This is a genomic window from Sphingobium xenophagum, from assembly GCF_002288285.1.
Classification (GTDB): Bacteria; Pseudomonadota; Alphaproteobacteria; order Sphingomonadales; family Sphingomonadaceae; genus Sphingobium; species Sphingobium xenophagum.
On the sequence record NZ_CP022746.1, the window covers coordinates 52,702 to 71,892 of the forward strand.

Here is a 19,191-nt window from a genome sequence, read left to right on the forward strand (position 1 = left end):
ATCTCTATGCTGCACGCTGCCCGCATGGATGGCCGCTTGTTCGATAGGATCAGGATCGGGTAATAAAATTTCAGAATTGCCGGGAAATATGCGAAGTTAAGGGGCGGATGCAGGATGGACGGTCACACAGGCAGCGCGAGCGCGAGCCGCCCCCGGCAGGGTTTTGCAGGGCTATGGAATATCAGCTTCGGCTTCTTTGGCATCCAGATCGGCTTTGCCCTTCAGAACGCCAATATGAGCCGCATCTTCCAGTCGCTGGGCGAAAGTCTGGACGATCTTGCATTGCTGTGGATCGCCGCGCCCCTGACCGGCCTGCTGGTCCAGCCGATCATCGGTCATTATAGCGACCGGACCTGGTGCCGCTTTGGTCGGCGGCGACCCTATTTCTTTGTCGGCGCGCTGTTCGCCGCCGCGGCGCTGATCGGGATGCCCCATGCGCCCGGCTTGCTGGCGGCAGCGATGATGCTCTGGATACTCGACGCATCGCTCAACGTGTCGATGGAGCCTTTCCGCGCCTTTGTCGGCGACATGCTGGCAAAGGATCAGCATATGGCCGGCTATGCCCTGCAAACCGCCTTTATCGGCGCGGGTGCGGTGATCGGTTCCGCGACGCCCTGGCTGCTTGATCATATGGGCGTTTCCAATGTCGCCGCTGCGCAGGGCATACCCGACACGGTGCGGATCAGCTTCTATATCGGCGGGGCGGCCCTGTTCCTGGCCGTCCTGTGGACGGTCCTGACGACGCGCGAATATGCGCCCGATCAGATGGCGCGCTTTGCGAAGGCTGACGGGCAACCACCCGCCGCCTTGTCGGCCGATCGGGCCATGCCTGCGGGCGGGCCGGGCTGGATCGTGGCGGGCGGCGTCATATTGGCGATCGTATGGGCCTGGTCGCTTGAAAAGGAACTCTATCTGCTGGGCGCGCTGCTGGCCGCCTATGGCTGCGCGCGCCTCGTCGCGCGTCGGCTTCATGCGCAGGGTCGCAGCGACAATCTGCTCAGCCATGTCGTCGGTGATTTTGCGACCATGCCACCACTGATGAAGCGACTGGCGCTCGTCCAGTTCTTCACCTGGTCGGCCCTGTTCATCATGTGGATCTACACCACGCCCGTCGTTGCCCAATATATGTTCGGATCGGCCGATCCCACCAGCCCCGCCTATAATGCCGGTGCGAACTGGGTCGGCATCCTGTTCGCCGCCTATAATGGCGTGGCCGCCCTGGCCGCCCCCTTCCTGCTCCAGCCACTCGCCCGCCGCATCGGCCAGGCCAATACCCACGCCATCGCGTTGATGCTGGGCGCGCTGGGCTTTCTCTCCTTCCTGTTCCTGCGCGACGCGCAACTGCTGCTCCTGTCGGAGATCGCGATCGGCATCGCCTGGGCGTCGACCCTCGCTATGCCCTACGCCATGCTCGCCTCCAGCGTGCCGCAGACAAAGCTCGGCATCTATATGGGGCTGTTCAACGCCTTCGTCGTCATCCCACAACTGCTGGTCGCGACCGTGATGGGCACGATCATGCGCCATTTCTTCCCGACCGAACCGATCTGGACGATGGCCTTTGCAGCCGGTGTCATGATGCTGGCATCCATCGCGACGCTACGTTGCCGATAGGGGGGGTAGAGGCGCGCAAATCGGCAAGTCGCCCCTCAGGCAATCGTCACGATCCGGGCGTCGCCATCATGCTTCATGGGTTTGACCACCACCTGATCGCCCAGTCGATCGAACATGATATCGACCCTGTCGGGACCGATGCTCAGATCCTTGATGGCGAGGCTGTGGAGGAAATGCGGCAGCTTGGGCTGGTGAAAGGATATTTGCGCCGCCGGGACATCGAACCTCAGCCCCAGGCTCGACTGGATGAGCGCCAGCGGTGCCGCCGCCGACCAGGCCTGCGGGCTGCACGCCACCGGATAGAATGTCGGCCCCTGCGACCGACGGCGGGGAAAGCCGCAGAACAGTTCGGGCAGGCGCATCATGTCCACATAGGTGGCGGCGGCGAACAGCCCCTCGAATATCTGCGCGGCCTCCCGCTGATAGCCATAGCGCGCAAAGCCCCCCGCAATCAGGGCATTGTCATGCGGCCAGATCGAGCCGTTATGATAGCTCATGGGATTGTAGCGCGCCTCGGTCGAGGCGATGGTACGCACGCCCCAGCCGGAAAAGGAGGCAGGCGCCATCAGCGTCCGGACGACGGCCTCGACCCGCTCCTCGCGCGCCAGTCCTGTATAAAGGACATGACCCGCATTGGACGATCGCACCCTGCAGGGCTGCTTGTCGCCATCCAGCGCAAGTACATAGGTACCCAGTGCCGCGTCAAAGAAGGCGGCGTCGAACCGGTCGCGCAAACGCGCCGCGCGCTCGCGATACTCGGCGGCGCGCGCCTCCTGGCCAATCGTCGCGAACAGCGCCCCCGCTGCCTGCCACGCGCCATAGACATAGGCCTGCACCTCGGCGAGGGCTATCGGCCCGCGCGCCAGCGTGCCATCGGCGTGAAAGATGGAATCGTGGCTGTCCTTCCAGCCCTGATTTTGCAACCCCTGGTCGGTCAGGCGACCATATTCGACGAAACCGTCGCCGTCGCGATCGCCATGGGTGTCGATCCACTCCAGAGCCGCCTCGATATGCGGCAATATGCTGGTCAGGAAGGCAGCGTCGCCGGTCCGTTCCAGATAGGCGCCCGCCAGCATCACGAACAGGGGCGTTGAATCGATGCTGCCATAATAGTGGCGGAACGGCACCTCGCCCAGTTCCGCCATTTCTCCATGCCGCACCTCATGCAATATCTTGCCAGGTTCAGCGTCCGCCGCCGGATCGAAGCTGGTGGCCTGATGCGCGGCAAGATAGCCCAGCACGCCACGGCTGATCGCCGGGTCCATCCACAGCGTTTCGAGCGCGGTAATGATCGCGTCGCGACCGAACACCGTGCTGAACCAGGGAATGCCCGCATAGGGATAGGGGCCAAATTCGGTATCTGTCGACAGCATCGAGATGTCGGCAACCGATCGACGGGCAACCTCGTTGAACAGGTCATTGGAAGAATGCAGCCTCGCGCCACGCCTGCGCGCCGTCCGTAGCGCCCCCATGGCCTCCCTCAGCGATTTGAGGAACTGCTTGGGAAGCGGCTCCGTCGCCTCTGTCCGTTCGCAGCAGATGCGGGTGAACAGCGCGCAACGCTGACCCGGCGGCAGGGTCACCTCGAACCGCGCATGACTGTCGGTCAATGCGTCGGGCATGGGATCGAAATGCAGATGCGTCTGCCGTTCGCGATCATCGCGTCCGACATAGCCGAGCAGGACATCGGCCGCGCCGACTTGCGGTTCGCACATCGTCCCCCGGCGCAACCGCGTCATGCCGCGTATCTCGAACAGGTCGGCAAAGTCCGCAGCAAAGCTGAAATCGACGCTGACCTGACGCGTTTCCGCGTCGAAGTTGCGGATGGTGACACGCTCATACAACGCATCCTTCCACAAAAAGCGCGTGCGCCGCAGGTGGATGAGATCATGCTCGACCGCCACCCGCCCGTCGTCCCCGAAAAAATCGGGGTTGGTCAGGTCGCATGTCAGCATCGCATTATCGTCGCGCAGCGCCGAACTCAGCAGGATCGGCCGCATGGCGTTGATGGTGAGATAGAGGTGGGAAAGGTATCGGGTGTCGCAGTGATACAGCCCCTCCGGACTGCCCGGCCCGGAGATCGCGTCGCCGCTATGATCGAACACGGCAAAGCTGTTGCCATATTTGAGCGTGCGCGGCCTGCGTTCGTGGAGGGAGGCGGTCGCCGGGATGAAAAATTGGGTTTGCGCCTGGGACAGCGCTTGCCCTCCAGCGATACCCGGCATGTCGGGTTGGGGCTGACTCAGGGTCATGGCGTCTCCTATGCGACGATCTGCAATTCGGCTTCCACGCCCCGATGACGCCGCAATCGGGCGGCATCGGTACGGGCACCGGGCAGATCATGGTACAGCGCCACATAGTCCGCTGCCATCCGCTGCGCCGTGAAACGTGCGTCGAACGCGGCGCGTACCCGCCGCCGATCCAGATCAGGCAGCGCAGCAATGGCCGCCACCGCTTCATCCTCGCTATCGACGATGAAGCCGGACACGCCATGTTCGACCACTTCGGGCACCGAACCGCAACGGAAGGCGATGACCGGCGTGGCGCAAGCCATCGCCTCGATCATGACCAGGCCGAACGGTTCGGGCCAGTCGATCGGAAACAGCAACGCGGCCGCCTCGCCCAGAAACTGGGCCTTTTGCTGCTCGTTGATTTCGCCAATGAATTCCACATTGGGATAATGGTCCACCAGCGGCGCGATTTCGCGTTCCCAATAGCTGCGATCGACAGCATCGATCTTGGCCGCGATCTTGAGCTTGAGCCCCGATCGCGCGGCAATGCGGATCGCGCGATCGGGCCGTTTTTCCGGCGATATGCGCCCAAGAAAAGCGAGATAATCCTCGCCCGCGCCCAGCCGGGGCGCCAGCAGGTCGGCGGGCAGGCCATGATAGATGGTGCCACCCCAATTGACCGGCGGCATGGGCAGCCGCTGATGATCGGAAATCGACACCAGGCTGTGCTGTGCAAAGGTGCGGTAGAATGGCGGCAGGTCTGGCAGATCGAGCCGGCCATGCAGCGTGGTCACGGTGCGCCCGATGAAATCATGCGCCATCGGCAGGTGCAGCATGTCGATATGGAAATGCAGCGCGTCAAACTCGTCGGCGCGGCGGCGGACCTGCTCCATCATTATCATATGATAAGGGATTGTGTCGACGACAGCGGGGTTGAGACGCAACGCCATGTCCGTGATCGGCACCAGTTCCGCGCTGGTTTGCGAATCGCCGCTGGCGAACAGGGTGACTTCATGGCCCTGACGGACCAGTTCTTCGGTCAGATAGGATACGATACGTTCGGTGCCGCCATATAATTTCGGCGGGACACTTTCGGCCAGGGGAGCGATTTGCGCGATTTTCATACGGGCGTCCTCTCAAACGAGTTGAGCCCTTCGTCCCCCATCCACGACAAGGCTGCACCGCTACAAGCCTCCAGAAGCACGCAAGTTTCATGAACGACAATCTTTCGTCTATTCCTCCTCGTCGTCGGTCTGGGCGCTCTCACGCAGATGGCCAACATACTGCTGAAGATGGCGGCTACGGATTTGAAGGTTTCCGCGCGACTCTATACGAGCATCCGATGTGTTGCTTCAATCGCCTCGCGCGCCGCTTCCCCACCCGGCGGCTCGTATGAAGGCAGATCGTCAGGATTTTGAATCTCAATGAATTATCGCCATTCCTTCCATGCTGGCAATAGCGCCGATGTCGTGAAACACAGCCTGCTGATCGCCCTTGTCCGGGCGTTGCAGCAGAAAGAAGGCGCCCTGACCCTGATCGACACCCATGCCGGCTGTGGGCTGTACGACCTTGGCAGCGAGGAGGCCCAGCGCACCGGCGAGGCCATTAACGGCGTGCTGCGGGCGTTCGCCGACACCAACCCGTTACTGGACGACTATCGCGCCGCCGTGCGGGCAGTGAATGACGGGCCCGAACCACGCCTCTACCCCGGCTCGCCGCATATTCTGGCGCAGCTTCTGCGCCCGCAGGATTTCCTGATCCTGAACGAAAAACATCCCGAGGACGTTCATGCCTTGCGCAGCGCGATGCGCGGCACGTCCGCCGCCGTGCATCAGCGCGACGCCTACGAGCTATGGCTGGCATTGCTGCCGACCCAAACACCGCGCGGCGTGGTGGTGGTCGATCCGCCGTACGAGCAGACAGACGAACGCGCCCGTATCACAGCCACTCTGGCCGCCGCTTCCCGCAAATGGGCGCACGGCGTCACGGTGATCTGGTATCCGCTGAAAGACCGCGCCACGCATTCACGGTGGAAGGACCAGTTGCGCAGGCTCGGCATCCCGAAGTTTCTGTGCGTGGAACATTGGCTGTACGATGACGACCAGTCCGGCATCTATAATGGTGCAGGTCTGTTTATCGTCAACCCGCCCTACGCCTTCACGCAGGCCCTGCCGCCGTTGCAAAAGGCTCTGCGCGCTGCGCTGGCGCCGGAGGGGCATAGCGGCGAGATCACCTCCGATTGGCTGGGCCGGTAAAATCGCTGTCTTGCCATGGGTGATGTAGCCAATCCGACGATTGCGTCGTTATCAGGCGATGCAGCAAATCATTTCAGCACCTGACCCCTATATCCTGATCCTCACCGGCGCCGGACTACTGATCGCGCTCGTGGCATGGCTTCCATTGGCGCTCAAGCGCCTTCCGCTGTCCTTGCCCGTCGTCTGCATCGCCATCGGCGTAGCCATATTTTCCTTGCCTGCGGTTACGCTGCGCCCCCTGCCGCTCACCTATCCCGAAGTGACCGAGCGCTTTACCGAATTCGTCGTAATCATCGCCCTGATGGGGGCCGGGCTGAAACTCGACCGACCTTTCAGCTGGGGCAAATGGAACATCACCTGGCGGCTGCTCGCCGTCACGATGCCGTTGGGTATCCTGGCCATAACGCTCATCGGTCAGTGGTGGCTTGGCCTCTCCTGGGTAGCGGCGCTGCTGCTGGCGGCCAGCCTTGCGCCGACCGATCCCGTGCTTGCTGCCGACGTTCAGGTAGGCCCACCCAAGTCCGGGGAAGAGGACGAGGTGCGGTTCGGACTGACCTCGGAGGCGGGACTGAATGACGGCCTGGCATTTCCATTCGTGCATCTCGCCATCGCCATGGGATTGGCGTCAACGACGGGCGAGCCCTGGGCTGCGCAATGGCTGTTGCACAATGTCCTGTGGGAAATTTGCGCGGGCGTTCTGGTTGGCTGGCTGATCGGCCGTCTGTTTGGGTGGCTGACCTTCCATATTCCCGCCGACACCCGATTGTCTAAGACCGGCGACGGACTGATCGCGATTTCCGCGACATTCATATCCTATGGCGTCACCGAAATCCTGCATTGCTACGGGTTCCTGGCCGTATTCGTGACCGCGCTAACGCTACGGCGATCGCATCGGGATCATGCCTTCAACCGGCAAATGCACGATCTGACCGAACAAGTTGAGCGGTTGGCCATGATGGTGCTGCTTCTGCTATTTGGCGGCGCGCTGTTGAGTGGCATGCTCTGGCCGCTGCGGTGGGTCGATGTAGCGGCGGCCATCGTCATCCTGCTGGTGGTCCGGCCCTTTACCGGGCTGGTAGCCCTTGCCGGGTTCCGCGCGAGCCGGGCGGAAAAGAGAACTATCGCCTTCTTCGGCATCCGGGGCGTCGGATCATTCTATTATCTTGCATATGGCCTCAATCACCTGAAGATTGATGAGGGGCCTCGCCTGTGGGCCATCGTCGGTTTGGTGGCTTTGCTGTCAATCCTGCTGCATGGCCTGACCGTCACCCCCGCCATGCGAATGCTTGATCGCTGGCATGGGCGCGATCCCGACGGGAACGGTTCCGCCGCTCATTAAATCGGCCAAGGAGCGCCGCTGCCTGATATAATGTCCCGCCGCGGCAGCCGCGGCGGGACATCCGGCCTTCAGAAGGTGACGCGGGCCGTGACGCGGATGTCGCGTCCCGACAATGGCGCAAAGTCCTTCAGGAAGGAGGCATGGCGGCGGGCAACAACGTCGAAGATGTTGTTCGCCGACAGCGCAAAGCTCAGGGGACGCTCCATACCCCAGGGGCGGTAGTTGACCTCGGCATTGACGAGCGTGAAGCCCTTCGTTTCCGTCTCGAAGTCGGATATGCGCTTCTGGTCGTCCGTCCACTCGACCTCGCCGCGCACATCCACCTTGTTGGGGTGGACGGCTCCCAACGGCATCGCAATGTGCCAGAGTGAGTGCGTTGCAAGACTCAATCAAGGGAGCCGCCCGTGGAGCAAATTACCCGCATAGGCATGGATACGTCAAAGAACGTTTTTCAACTGCATGGCGTCGATGCAGCGGAGAAGCCAGTGCTGCGCAAGAAGTTGACGCGCCGAGAGATGATTCGGTTTTTCGAAAAGCTGCCACCCACCCTCGTCGCTATCGAGGCATGCGGCAGTTCACATCATTGGGCTCGTCTTCTCGGATCGCTCGGGCATGATGTAAGGTTGATCGCGCCGCAATTAGCGAAGCCCTACGTCAAGCGCGGCAAGAACGACGCTGCGGATGCCGAAGCTCTCTGCGAAGCGGTGAGCCGCCCAACAATGCGCTTCGTTCCGGTAAAGACTGCAGAACAACAGGCCGCGCTCATGTTGGTCGGGGTGCGCGAAAGGCTTATTCAGAAGCGCACCCAGCTCGTCAACGCTATACGAGGGTATGGCGCGGAGTTCGGCATCACCGCGGCGACGGGTGCATGTCGCGTCGTACCGCTTCTCGAGTGCATCGCGGAAGATGAAACGATACCCGAATTGGCGCGCGAACTTTTTGCGCTGCAGGGAAAGGAATATGCGCAGCTCCAGTGCGAGATCGAACGGATCGACGCGAAGCTGATGGAATGGCATCGCAACGACGAATGTAGTCAGCGACTGGCCAAAATTCCCGGCGTTGGGCCTATCGGCGCGACCTTGCTCATGATGAAAACGCCCGATCCGCATCTATTCAAATCCGGTCGGGATTTTGCGGCATGGATGGGCCTGACCCCCAAAGATCACTCGACCGCCGGCAAGACAAGACACGGCGTTATCACTCGCGCTGGTGATGAGCTTCTCAGAAGCACGCTCGTGGTCGGAGCCACCGCAGTCGTTCAGCACGCCCGCAATGGGCGAGGCAGGAATCTAACACCGTGGCTTATCGGCTTGATTGCACGAAAATCGCCTAAGCTCGTTGCGGTTGCCGTTGCTAACAAAGCCGCACGTGTCGCGTGGAAACTCATGGTGAGCGGCGAGCGATACCAGTGCGTCGCGCCGCCCGCGCTAACTGCGGTAGCAGCATAAGAATTAGCCAGGGACGATGAGCAAAATATCAATGCTATCGTACTGAGCTGATCCGTGATCTTGCATGAAGAGAGCAGATGGTGCGATCGATCGATCCGAGGCGTGTGACACTCCGTCAGTTCCAATGGCCATCACAGGCCGCTGCCTTGTTGGGAACACACACCGCGGAAACCATCTTGGCCAGCGGTCACGTGCGACCGCACCGAAAGGCCGGACATATGGAAGCAAGCGATCCGATCAAATTTTCCGTTCAGCCCTTGCAAGAGGGAGCCGTCCACATATGGGACTGGTGACGCCCAGGCCGCCGAGCACACGCAGCGGCGGAATGCGCGGCGCGGGGCCCTCGCCGACGATCCGGGCATGGACATAGTCGCCCAGCGCATCGGCGACGAGTTTCATCTCGCCGAATGTGGCGAGGGTAACCGAACCCTGCGCTTCAAACCCGTAATATCGCGCCTTCGCCTGATTGAACTGATAGACGGGCAGGCCATCCTCTTCCTCGCCGGTCAGCCCTTCATAGATGAAGTTGGAAAACCAGTTATGATAGGCCGAGGCTTCGAAACTGTAATTGTCGCCCTTCCCGCGCAACACAGCTTCCACCCCCAATGCGCGTTCGGTCTTGAAATCGGGATTGCCGACTTCGAACGCCTGCGTCCCGGCATGCGGACCATTCGCAAACAATTCTTCTGCCGAAGGCGCACGTTCGGACCGGGAGATGTTGGCGCCCAGACGCCAATTGTCATTCAAGCCATAGGACGCGCCGCCGGAGAAGGAGAAAGTGTCGAAGGTCCGCTTGCCCGAAAAGAACTGGTCCTGTTCTTCGAGCGGCAGCGCCTGCAACTCGCTATGCTCATAGCGCGCGCCCGCTTCCAGCTTCACCGGGCCATAATTGAGGGTCTGCAGGGTGAACGCGCCGAACTGCTGCGTGTCATTCTTGGGCAGGAAGGCTTCGTCGCCAACCACGTTGAAGTTTCGCGAATAATATTGAACGCCACTTGCGCCCTGCCACGGGCCACGATCGGCCTGCACCAGTTCGATGCGCCCTTCCATGCCCTTGTTGTAGAAAGCAGTGCCGACTGCGCCGTCCTCCTCCAGTTCGAAATGGCGATAGGCGGCATAGCTCGCGCGCGCGCGAATGGTCTTGAGGAAACCGCCGCCCGTCTCGACCTCCGCCCGCAAATCCAGTCGATCCTGCGCGAGATCGAGGCGCGGCGCCTCCTGTTCCTGGCCGGGTCGGGTCGCGTAACGAACGGGCACGCCATAGAGGCTATCATAGTGGCTGTAGGAAACGCCCAGATTGCCGGTCTCGGTAATCAGGGCAGCACCGACGCCTGCAGTCCAGGTCTTGGCCTGGCTGTTGGGCAGCTTGCCCCGGATAGCGGCGTTGCCGGCAAAATCGATGGCTTCCTCGCCCTCTGCCGGCTCTTCTGCGGGAAGCTGGCTGGATGCCAGCGCTTCCGCACGGGCACTGGGCGACAGGGCGTAGCCACCAATACGCATATTGTCGGATTTCAGATAGCTGCCGTCGGCGTGAACGACGAACTTGTCACCCAGCGGTACGTCGACCGAACCCGCGCCGCTGCGCTCGTCGGCCGCGCTGCCATAGGTGGCGATCGCGTCGACATGAACAGGCTCTTCGGGCACGCTGCGGGGAATGCGCTTGTCAATGACGTTGACCACGCCGCCGATCGCCGACGCGCCGAACAGCAGCGACTGGGGACCGCGCAGCACCTCGATGCGTTCGGCCAGCAAAGGGTTGACCACGGGAGCATGATCGACGCTGGTGTTGGACACGTCGATCGAGCCGATGCCATCGACCAGGACACGGACGCGCTCCCCCTGAAGCCCGCGCAAAACCGGGCGGGACGCGCTGGGACCAAAGGAGGTCGCGGACACGCCGGGCGTATGCTGGAGCGTTTCGCCAATCGAAGGCCGGATGGCCTGGGTCAGCTCGCTGCCCTGAAGCACCGACGTGCCAGAGAGGATGTCGGACCGATCACGCTGGAAAGGCGCAGTCACGATGATGTTGGCAGGGGTTTGTTCGTGCGATCCCGCTGTGGCTGACCCGTCATCCTCCGCCAGAGCGGGATGGCTTAGCGTCAGGACCGCGATGGCCGAACAAGTAGATAGTAGAAAACTGATGCGCATGGGGTACCCTTTTTATGATCCGAACCTCGGATCCTCTCCTGAATGCGCTCTTGGCGCGTTCCCCTGTCGCGGCTCTCTTATGCGGCTTTGTTTTTAGATACAATATATCATAAACAAATCGTGTCAAAATATTGCTGGATCGGCGCAAAGGGTGATGAGGGGTCAGTTCTGGCTGAGGGCGGAATGACACCCTAAGCGGCGGAGTCCTTGGGCCAAAGGTACTCACCAGTGAGAAGGATGTGGGCCCACCCGAGCGGCGAGATATGGGCGAGAAGATGGTCGGGGGTATCGAGCCCTTCGCGGCGGCGAGCTTCGACGGCATGGCCGAGATGCAGGGTGTTCCAGTAGACGATGATGGCGGTCAGTAGGTTGAGGCCAGCGATCCGGTAATGCTGACCCTCCGTCGTGCGGTCGCGGATTTCGCCCTGACGGCCAATGCGCAGGGCATTTTTCAACGCATGATGTGCCTCACCTTTGTTGAGGCCCACCTGTGCACGGCGCTGCATACCGGCGTCGAGAATCCATTCGACGATGAATAGCGTCCGCTCGATCCGGCCCACCTCGCGCAGCGCGGCTGCAAGATCGTTCTGGCGCGGATAGGCGGCGAGCTTGCGCAAGATGCTGCTCGGCGCGACCTGCCCCGCGCTCATGGTGGCGGCGCAGCGGAACAGGTCGGGCCAGTTGGAAACGATCAGCGCCTCACGAACCTTGCCGCCCACCAGCGGGCGCAGCTCGCTCGGCGTGGTGGCAGGGTCGAATACGTACAGTCGTTTGGATGGGAGGTCGCGGATGCGCAGCACAAGGCGGTAGCCGAGCATGGCGCTGATCCCGAACAGATGATCGGTGAACCCGCCAGTGTCGGCGTATTGCTCTTCGATCCGTCGCCCTGCCTCATTCATCGTCAGCCCGTCGAGCAGGTAAGGTGCTTCGCTGACTGTGGCTGGAATAGTCCGCGATGCAAACGGCGCGAAGCGGTCGTTGACGTGAGTATAGGCCTTGATTCCGGGATCGTTGCCGTAGCGGGCGTTGATCGTGTTCATCGCCTCGCCCTGCCGTGCTGCGGGGAAGAACTGGCCATCGGCCGATGCGGCTCTACCCATACCCCACACCTGGGCCATCGGCAGCGCCCCTTGCGCCGCGACCACGTTGGCCAGCGCCTGGTCGATCGCCTCGCTTTCGACGTGCCAGCGCGCGAGACGGGAGAGTTGCCAATAGTCGTGGGTGTTGGAAGCCTCTGCCATCTTACGCAGGCCCAAATTCAGGCCCTCGGCGAGCAGGACGTTGAGCAGACCAATTCGGTCGCCGCACGGCACGCCGGTGCGCAGATGCGTGAAGGCATCGGTGAAACCCAGCGCGGTATCGACTTCGAGCAGCAGATCGGTGATGCGGACGGGCGGCAGGCGGCGATACAGATCGAGCATCAGATCCTCGATCCCATCCGGCGCGTCGGCGGTGAGGCGATCAATGCGCAGCGTGCCGTCTTCGATGCTGCCTTTCGGAATTGTACCGCTGCGCGCGGCGCGACCGAGCCGGGCAAGGCCATCGGCGAGACGCACCTTGCGGTCAGCCAGCCAGACATGCGGGTCGGACGGGACCGCTAGCTTCGCGGCATGCGCGACCGCCATCGGCACGAGGACGTGGCGCAGGTCACCATACCGATGCGAGCGGTCGAACCAGATGTCGCCCGAGCGCAGCGCGTCGCGCAGGTGGAACATGACCGCGACTTCCCGGAGGCGGGCATCATCATCGCCCTTCGCCCGCAACTGTCGCCGCCATTTGGAATGCGGGCGCAAGAAATCGTCGGCCGCCGGAACTGCGCCCCTGGTAGCGATGGCGGTAGCCGCGTCCAGCAAAGGCCGTGCAACCGCCGCAGCTTTGAGGTCGAGGCATCGCAGCATGCGCGGGGCATACCGACGGAAGCGGTGATACCCCTGATCAACATAGGCCAGCGGATCGTCGCCCAAGGTGTCCGTCAACGTCTTGGCCGTAGCGACGAGACTGGTGAGCCGTTCCCATCCCGCCCCGCGCGCGACCGCATCTTCCAGCGACGCGCCGTCGCCATGCGCTTCGAGCAATGATTGACCGAGTGCAGTGAAGCCGTTCAAAGTCGCAGTGGTAGCGCCTCTGGTTTCTACGACCCGCGCGTCATGCAGTTGCTTCGCGTCGCGCCAGGTGCGGCCAACGATCCGGTCATGTGTTTCGATCACCGCATCCGCCGTCGCAGTGGCCCATTCAATGACGCAAACCGCCATGATAGCGCGGCGCCGATCGGCGCCGAGATCGCGCAGGCCATCGGCGAAGTAGCGCTCGCCCTGCCGGCGTAGCCGGGCGACGCGATGCGGTGGAACACCGGCAAGTAAACCATCATTGAGGTTCATCGCGCGCAGGAACTCGAGCCGGTCGAGCAGCCGGTTCGCCGCGGCGGAGTTGTTGCCCGGCTCAATCCGGCGCAGCCAGATGAAGCGGCTGATCGCCCCCGGCAGCATCTCGGTAGTCAGTCGGTCGAGCCCATCACAGGCGACGGGATCGAGACGGGCTGCGATCCGCTTCTCGATCTGGCGTTCGGCGGCGACGAGCGCGTCCGCGCACAACCGCTCGATTGTCGTGATCGCTGGCAGGATGGTCATGGTTTCACGGCAGCGGGCAATGAAGCGCCGGGCAAGGTCGTCGTTTGAGCGTGCCTGCTCGGCTTCGGCGAGAAGCCAATCCCGGAACGCCCTGGCATGCGGTCCCTGTCCGGGGAACATCCTGTATCCGTAGATGCGGCGCAGCGCCTCCATGTGCTGGTGCCGGGTTTGGCGTCGAACGGCATAGGACGCGAGCGTGTCGCCAGCGATGCCAAGCTGGGCACCTAGAAAGGCGGACACGGCGTGGGGGATCAGTTCGCCGGGAGCAAGCGTCCGACCTGGATATCGCAGCGCACACAACTGCAGGGCGAACCCGATGCGGTTCTCCGGTCGGCGCCGCCGGTCGATATGGATCAGGTCATCGGCTGCCAGAATATAATGCCGCAGCAGCGCCGCTTCGTCAGTCGGCAGGTCGAGTAGGGCCGAACGCTGTCGGGCGCTGAGGATATGGCGTCTCGGCATGCACGGCTTGTCCCTATTGAACAGAAGTCTGTTTTGGACAACACTGACCCCACGCAGATCAAGGCTTTTCGAGGCCTAATTCCAGAAGGGTTCAATTGGGACAGCGCGCCGCCATCTACGCCAGGGTCTCGACAGCCGACCAGTCGTGCGAGCGGCAGCTTCGCGACCTCGCCGGTTTTGCCGAGCGTGGCGGCTATGAGGTGGTCGAGGTCTTTCGAGAAACCGCCTCGGGGATGAAGGCCAACCGATCGGCACGTGCCGAAGTGATGAAGCTGGCCCAGGCGCGCCACATTGATGCGATCCTTGTCACCGAACTCAGTCGTTGGGGGCGCTCGACGCAGGACCTGCTCGATACGCTCAACCGGCTGTCGGGCTGGCGCGTGTCGGTGGTCGCGATGAGCGGCATGACCTTCGAGGTCGATACGCCGCACGGTCGTATGATGGCGACGATGCTCGCAGGCATTGCGCAGTTCGAGCGCGACATGCTCAGCGAGCGGGTTCGCTCCGGCCTCGCCGCGGCACGGGCGCGGGGTCGGAAACTCGGGCGGCAGACCGGCGTCCGCCCGAAGTCGGATCGGCTTGCCCCCAAGGTGCTAGCCCTTGTTGCCGAGGGGCGCAGCTATCGCTGGATAGCCCGGGACCTCGGCCTCAGCAAGAATACTGTCGCCGCAATCGTCGGACGCTCCAGGGCGGACATGGATCACAAGGTCGAGGTGGCGGCATGAGCGTCGCGCCGGATGTCGGACGAAAGCACAGGATGAAGACCGCCGCGCTTGGATGCATTACGTACCTGGCGATTGCAGGCTTCGTCTTCGGTAGCTTGCTGAAGCCAGTATTCCTCGCGACGATCTGGTCAGATAGACTGGGCGCGCCTCACTGGCTCTGGATCGTATCCGCTTGCTTCGCGGTCGGAGCGACCAGCTTTTTGATACCGGCTCGGTTTTCGATCGTTCGAGGCCCCATTTTTGTAGCGGTGGCGCTGGCGGGCTCTCTACTCTCAGTCGGAGCTTATGCGGATAATCTGAGATTGAAGGCGTTGAACGAGTTCGGTGCTGACCGGCAAACCCAACACTCGTTTTTAGAATCGGTCCGGCATGCCCCGGAAGAATTTCAGTTCTTCCTGCATACCGCCGTCATGAAGCACTGCGTGCCATATGCATGGAGCTATCGAACGATGAACTTCTATCGCATACCTTTGAGGGCAGCGGTCAACGTCATGCCTGCAAGGTGGCTGACGGAATGTTCTATCCATCGAGAGTGACGCAGTTTGTGATCAATGGCAGCCGCGGCGACGGCAAGGACAGCTATTCCCTTAGAGCCTGATTCATAATTATCCGATGAAATTTCATAGTCTTGCGATGCGACGCGCGAATAGCTGGATGGAAGCTATGAACAGCCACGCAGTTGCCGATGCGATGGTCTGTTCAAAGTCCTTGGCGAGCCGACGGTTGCGGTTCAGCCAAGCCAGTGTTCGCTCGACGACCCAGCGGCGCGGAAGAACCACGAAGCCTTTTGCAACATCGGATCGCTTGACGATCTCGACAGTCCATTTGCCGGTACGCCGGAGGGCTTCCCTGAGCTTGTCGCCAGCATAGCCGCCATCGGCAAAGACATGGCGCAGCCATGGAAAGCGGTGGATGATTTCACGCAGGACCAGCGGCGCGCCGTCGCGGTCCTGAATGTCGGCGGTATGGATCACCGCATGAACCAAATGGCCCTCGGTGTCGGTGAGGATGTGGCGCTTGCGCCCCTTGATTTTTTTGCCCGCGTCAAAGCCGCGAGGGCCGCCACTTTCCGTTGTTTTCACGCTCTGACTATCGATCACGCCAGCACTGGGCGAAGCCTCGCGGCCTGTCGCTTCACGCGCCATCAACAGCAGGGTATGATTGAGCGAGAGCCACAGTTTGTTATCGCGCCACAGGTAAAACCAGCGCCGAACCGTCGAGACCGGCGGAAAGCAGGGCGGCAGCATTCGCCACGGCAGCCCCCCACGCAGCAGATACAGGATCGCCTCGACGATCCGTCGCAGCGGCCATTTGCGCGGACGGCCTACGTGGGAGGGTGGCGGCAAGAAAGGTTCGAGCACCGACCATTCGGCATCGGTCAAATCGCTTGGCAAAGTCAGTCCCGCGCGGGCATATTGCGCCCGAGTGGTATCGGTCCACATCGTTGATCTCCGGAAGTTTGTTGCAAAACCCCTGAATCAACGACTGCGGCAAGCGTCAAGCTAACCCGCTGATACCACTCAACTTAATTTCGGATCGGGCTCTTAGGGTGTCATTTCGCCCTCAGCCGGAACCGACCCCATGAGGGGCAGAAACCCGCAGCCGGATTATGCCTTGCCAGCGGGCTTCATGACCAAGCCCCCCCTCCGGGATTCAGGCCGGGCGCGCGTTCAACAGGCGATAGAAGATACCGCTTTCATCATAGCCGGTCAGTTGCAATGTCCCGGTTACGACATGCACCTTGCTTTCGTCGGTCGGGAAAGGAACCGCCGCATTGATCTCGATGAACTGATTGGGCAGCGCATGCATGTGGAAGGGGCAGCCGGGTGGATAGCCAAGCAGAACCCAATGTTTCTGCTTTAACCCATTGTCGAGCGGCATCATCCAGCCCGCAATCTTGATCTGCTTGCCATTGAGAGCCTTCACCGCCGGCGGAAAGCTCGGCTTGGTGTAGATCATCATCGTCGCCTCGTCCGTGCGGTCGTTCAGCTTCGTTTGCTGGAGCAAAGACCAAGGCGTGCCGCCCGCAGGCGTCTTTGCCGGTTGCCACACATCTTTGGTCGGGGCTGGCTTGCCCAGTTGCATCGCGGCGCCAACCGGAATCGCGGTCAGCGCCAGCAGGGCAGGTAAAATCAAAAGGCGCATCATGGACTCCTTAACTGGATCGCGTCAGGCTGTCGGCCAGATCGAGGCGGAAGACGCGCAATGCGGGGATCAGGGATGCCACAAGGCCAATGGTCAGGACCGCAAGCAGGATCGCTGCTTCACCAGGCAAAAGCGTGAAGGGATCGAATCCGAAATCCCTGAGTTGCTCGAAGCTTTTGCGCGCCAACGCCAGCGCGCCATGGCCCAGCAGCAGCCCCGCAAGCCCGCCAATGGCCGAAATGACGAGACCTTCCGCCATGATCGTTCCGAAAATCTGCGCGCGGCTGGCGCCCATGACACGGAGCAACGCCAGATCGCCTTCCCGCGCCGACGCCGCCGCAAGCAAGGCGACAAAGATGGAAAGACCGCCGGTCGCCGCGAGCAGCCAGGCAAACGCGCGCGCACCATCAATGCCGACACCCAGAAGCGACAGGAGCCGGGCTGTCTCGACGGCGGGCACCGCAGCCTGCATGTTGGTTTGGCGGTTGATCATCGATGGTATGCGTACGGCGCCGAACGCGGACCTGTACGATACCAGAAGCGCCGTAATTTCCGGCTTCAACTGTTCCCGCTCGGTCAGATTGGCAGGCCGATCATGCGCGTCATGATCCGCATCATGATGCTCGGCCGCTTCATGCTGATCTGCACCCATCGCTCCATGCTCATGTGCGTGCTGGCCCTCGTGCAATTCCTCCTCGTCATGATGATCATGCTCGATGCCATGCACCTCCCAGGCGCTTTCCACATTGGAAAGGATGAGGCGATCCATCACAGATCCGGTAGGCGCGAGGATGCCGACGGTGGTAAAAGGAGTATGGTCATGATGGCCGGCATTTTCGTCTTCGGTCAGCCCATGCGACCCGACGAAGCGCTGTCCAAGCGTCATGCCGAGTTCTTCGGCCACCCGCGCGCCGATGACGACCTCCTGCGCCTTGGCGAACATCCGCCCCTGCGCCAGCTTCGCATCCTGAAGGCCAAGATAGGCCGGCTCGGTCCCGACGATCCGGAAACCCCGGAAATTGTCCCCCAGGGCAAGCGGGATAACCTGCCGCACGGATGGATCGCGACGGAGCAAGGCAATGCTGTCCAGGGGAATGTTTCCCGTGGGCGTATCCATCTGGTAGATGCTGGACAGGATCAATTGCAGCGGCGACCCCTTGGCCCCCACGACCAGATCGACGCCGCGTGCGTCGCGCTCGAAGCGATCGCCCAATTGGGTGGATACCGACAGCAGCATGACGAGCATGGCAACGGCCAATGACAGCAGCAGGATGTTGAGCGCGCTCATCAGCGGACGATCGCGCAGATAGGCCAGGGCAACGCGGATCATTGGATCGTGCCCCCTTGGGCGCCCAGAGTGATGGTATGCGGGATCAGCTTTCTAAGGCGCTGATCATGGGTTGCGATCAGCAGGGTCGAACCGTTGCGATCCGCCGCTTCGATCAGCAGCGAAGCCACCCGCGCAGCATTGTCATCGTCCAGTGCCGATGTCGGTTCGTCCGCGATCAGCAGGCTGGGCCTGCCTATGAGCGCGCGCGCGATCGCCGCTCGCTGGGCCTCGCCCTGGCTCAGGCGACGGGGCTTGGCGGCGGCGCGGTGGGCGATCCCCAACTGGGCAAGCAGCCCGTCAATCGCATCGTTCGTCGTGGGATGACCGCTCAGCCGTCCGGCCAGATGCAGATTCTGCCGCACGGTCAAAGCCGAAACAAGGCGCAGCGACTGGAAGATCAGGCCGATCTTGTTCCGCCGAAGGGCATCGCGCGCCGTCTGGCTGCGCCCTGTCATGGCCTCGCCATCAACCATGATCTGGCCCTTGTCAGGTGCCAGCAGTCCGGAAATGGCGTGAACCAATGTCGTCTTGCCCGATCCTGACGGTCCCAGGAGCAAATGATGCACCCCACGGTCCAGCCGGATTGCCAGGTCATTCAGGACCGGCGTCGGGCCGTAACCATGGGTCAATCCGGCGATATCCAGAACCGGCGTAGCGGGGGATTGCATATTGTCTCCCAAGAAGATGGCCGTGAAACCTTGGCTGAATGTCACGGTGTATCATAACGATCAACTGTGCAAGCTTCCACTCCTGTCACGCCCCAAATGCCAGAAACATTTTGTAACTAACTGGAAACATTGATTTGTTCTGCAAAATTTTTGCCGATCCGGGGTTGTTTCATGATATGATATTACGTAACTGCGCCCTACT

Annotated in this window: 14 protein-coding genes and 1 pseudogene; 6 read left to right on the top strand and 9 right to left on the bottom strand. The window is 61.8% G+C overall.

Annotation, left to right across the window (positions count from 1 at the left end; translation table 11 throughout):
- Positions 1–114: 114 nt before the first annotated feature.
- Positions 115–1,611 carry an MFS transporter gene (locus tag CJD35_RS15095; protein WP_017181301.1) on the top strand — a complete coding sequence of 499 codons (1,497 nt, stop codon included), beginning with the start codon at positions 115–117 and terminating at the stop codon, positions 1,609–1,611.
- Positions 1,612–1,646: 35 nt separating this feature from the next.
- Here CJD35_RS15095 and CJD35_RS15100 read toward each other — a convergent pair whose 3' ends face one another.
- Positions 1,647–3,863 (bottom strand): amylo-alpha-1,6-glucosidase, encoded by a 2,217-nt coding sequence (locus CJD35_RS15100; protein ID WP_017181302.1) that lies wholly within the window; start codon positions 3,861–3,863, stop codon positions 1,647–1,649.
- Between the two features lie 8 nt (positions 3,864–3,871).
- On the bottom strand, positions 3,872–4,966 hold the full coding sequence (locus tag CJD35_RS15105) for a glycosyltransferase family 4 protein (RefSeq protein ID WP_017181303.1): 1,095 nt from the start codon (positions 4,964–4,966) through the stop codon (positions 3,872–3,874).
- A gap of 300 nt (positions 4,967–5,266) precedes the next feature.
- Here CJD35_RS15105 and CJD35_RS15110 point away from each other — a divergent pair, with 300 nt between their 5' ends.
- The gene (locus tag CJD35_RS15110; protein WP_017181304.1) at positions 5,267–6,097 is read left to right on the top strand and encodes a 23S rRNA (adenine(2030)-N(6))-methyltransferase RlmJ; all 831 of its coding nucleotides are present in this window, start codon (positions 5,267–5,269) and stop codon (positions 6,095–6,097) included.
- A gap of 58 nt (positions 6,098–6,155) precedes the next feature.
- Positions 6,156–7,436: a cation:proton antiporter gene (locus CJD35_RS15115; protein WP_017181305.1), complete on the top strand. Its 1,281-nt coding sequence runs from the start codon at positions 6,156–6,158 to the stop codon at positions 7,434–7,436.
- A 68-nt stretch (positions 7,437–7,504) separates the two neighbouring features.
- Here the strand turns inward: CJD35_RS15115 and CJD35_RS15120 are convergent.
- Positions 7,505–7,777, bottom strand: a pseudogene (locus CJD35_RS15120) (TonB-dependent receptor); the annotation flags it as partial.
- 63 nt (positions 7,778–7,840) lie between these two features.
- Here CJD35_RS15120 and CJD35_RS15125 point away from each other — a divergent pair.
- Positions 7,841–8,884: an IS110-like element ISShsp1 family transposase gene (locus tag CJD35_RS15125; RefSeq protein WP_026150064.1), complete on the top strand. Its 1,044-nt coding sequence runs from the start codon at positions 7,841–7,843 to the stop codon at positions 8,882–8,884.
- A gap of 237 nt (positions 8,885–9,121) precedes the next feature.
- Here the strand turns inward: CJD35_RS15125 and CJD35_RS15130 are convergent, their stop codons facing one another.
- Both CJD35_RS15130 and CJD35_RS15135 read right to left on the bottom strand, forming a co-directional pair.
- A complete protein-coding gene (locus CJD35_RS15130; protein WP_244917285.1) occupies positions 9,122–11,032 on the bottom strand; it encodes a TonB-dependent receptor in 1,911 nt (636 codons plus the stop codon).
- A 191-nt stretch (positions 11,033–11,223) separates the two neighbouring features.
- Positions 11,224–14,121: a Tn3 family transposase gene (locus CJD35_RS15135; protein ID WP_053556454.1), complete on the bottom strand. Its 2,898-nt coding sequence runs from the start codon at positions 14,119–14,121 to the stop codon at positions 11,224–11,226.
- A gap of 95 nt (positions 14,122–14,216) precedes the next feature.
- On the opposite strand from CJD35_RS15135, the gene CJD35_RS15140 reads away from it, so the two are divergent.
- The gene (locus tag CJD35_RS15140; protein WP_053556453.1) at positions 14,217–14,846 is read left to right on the top strand and encodes a recombinase family protein; all 630 of its coding nucleotides are present in this window, start codon (positions 14,217–14,219) and stop codon (positions 14,844–14,846) included.
- Positions 14,843–15,382: a hypothetical protein gene (locus CJD35_RS15145; RefSeq protein WP_053556452.1), complete on the top strand. Its 540-nt coding sequence runs from the start codon at positions 14,843–14,845 to the stop codon at positions 15,380–15,382. The genes CJD35_RS15140 and CJD35_RS15145 overlap by 4 nt, the downstream gene beginning before the upstream one ends.
- Positions 15,383–15,466: 84 nt before the next feature.
- Here CJD35_RS15145 and CJD35_RS15150 read toward each other — a convergent pair whose 3' ends face one another.
- The 4 genes from CJD35_RS15150 to CJD35_RS15165 all read right to left on the bottom strand — a co-directional run bounded on the left by CJD35_RS15150 (position 15,467) and on the right by CJD35_RS15165 (position 18,989).
- Positions 15,467–16,288: an IS5 family transposase gene (locus tag CJD35_RS15150; RefSeq protein ID WP_043153120.1), complete on the bottom strand. Its 822-nt coding sequence runs from the start codon at positions 16,286–16,288 to the stop codon at positions 15,467–15,469.
- A gap of 211 nt (positions 16,289–16,499) precedes the next feature.
- Positions 16,500–16,994, bottom strand: a complete 495-nt coding sequence (locus CJD35_RS15155) for a DUF3299 domain-containing protein (RefSeq protein ID WP_017181307.1) — start codon at positions 16,992–16,994, stop codon at positions 16,500–16,502.
- A gap of 7 nt (positions 16,995–17,001) precedes the next feature.
- Positions 17,002–18,321 carry an ABC transporter permease gene (locus CJD35_RS15160; RefSeq protein WP_017181308.1) on the bottom strand — a complete coding sequence of 440 codons (1,320 nt, stop codon included), beginning with the start codon at positions 18,319–18,321 and terminating at the stop codon, positions 17,002–17,004.
- Complete coding sequence (locus tag CJD35_RS15165; RefSeq protein ID WP_017181309.1) at positions 18,318–18,989, bottom strand: ABC transporter ATP-binding protein; 672 nt, start codon at positions 18,987–18,989, stop codon at positions 18,318–18,320. Before CJD35_RS15165 ends, CJD35_RS15160 begins: the two co-directional genes overlap by 4 nt.
- Positions 18,990–19,191: the final 202 nt, after the last annotated feature.

Excerpts from the sequence above, each read along its gene's own strand:
- CJD35_RS15165 (WP_017181309.1), bottom strand. The coding sequence starts at position 18,989 with ATGCAATCCCCCGCTACGCCGGTTCTGGATATCGCCGGATTGACCCAT.
- CJD35_RS15115 (WP_017181305.1), top strand. The coding sequence starts at position 6,156 with ATGCAGCAAATCATTTCAGCACCTGACCCCTATATCCTGATCCTCACC.
- CJD35_RS15155 (WP_017181307.1), bottom strand. The coding sequence starts at position 16,994 with ATGATGCGCCTTTTGATTTTACCTGCCCTGCTGGCGCTGACCGCGATT.
- CJD35_RS15145 (WP_053556452.1), top strand. The coding sequence starts at position 14,843 with ATGAGCGTCGCGCCGGATGTCGGACGAAAGCACAGGATGAAGACCGCC.
- CJD35_RS15110 (WP_017181304.1), top strand. The coding sequence starts at position 5,267 with ATGAATTATCGCCATTCCTTCCATGCTGGCAATAGCGCCGATGTCGTG.
- CJD35_RS15130 (WP_244917285.1), bottom strand. The coding sequence starts at position 11,032 with ATGCGCATCAGTTTTCTACTATCTACTTGTTCGGCCATCGCGGTCCTG.
- CJD35_RS15100 (WP_017181302.1), bottom strand. The coding sequence starts at position 3,863 with ATGACCCTGAGTCAGCCCCAACCCGACATGCCGGGTATCGCTGGAGGG.
- CJD35_RS15150 (WP_043153120.1), bottom strand. The coding sequence starts at position 16,288 with ATGTGGACCGATACCACTCGGGCGCAATATGCCCGCGCGGGACTGACT.
- CJD35_RS15135 (WP_053556454.1), bottom strand. The coding sequence starts at position 14,121 with ATGCCGAGACGCCATATCCTCAGCGCCCGACAGCGTTCGGCCCTACTC.
- CJD35_RS15160 (WP_017181308.1), bottom strand. The coding sequence starts at position 18,321 with ATGATCCGCGTTGCCCTGGCCTATCTGCGCGATCGTCCGCTGATGAGC.
- CJD35_RS15095 (WP_017181301.1), top strand. The coding sequence starts at position 115 with ATGGACGGTCACACAGGCAGCGCGAGCGCGAGCCGCCCCCGGCAGGGT.
- CJD35_RS15105 (WP_017181303.1), bottom strand. The coding sequence starts at position 4,966 with ATGAAAATCGCGCAAATCGCTCCCCTGGCCGAAAGTGTCCCGCCGAAA.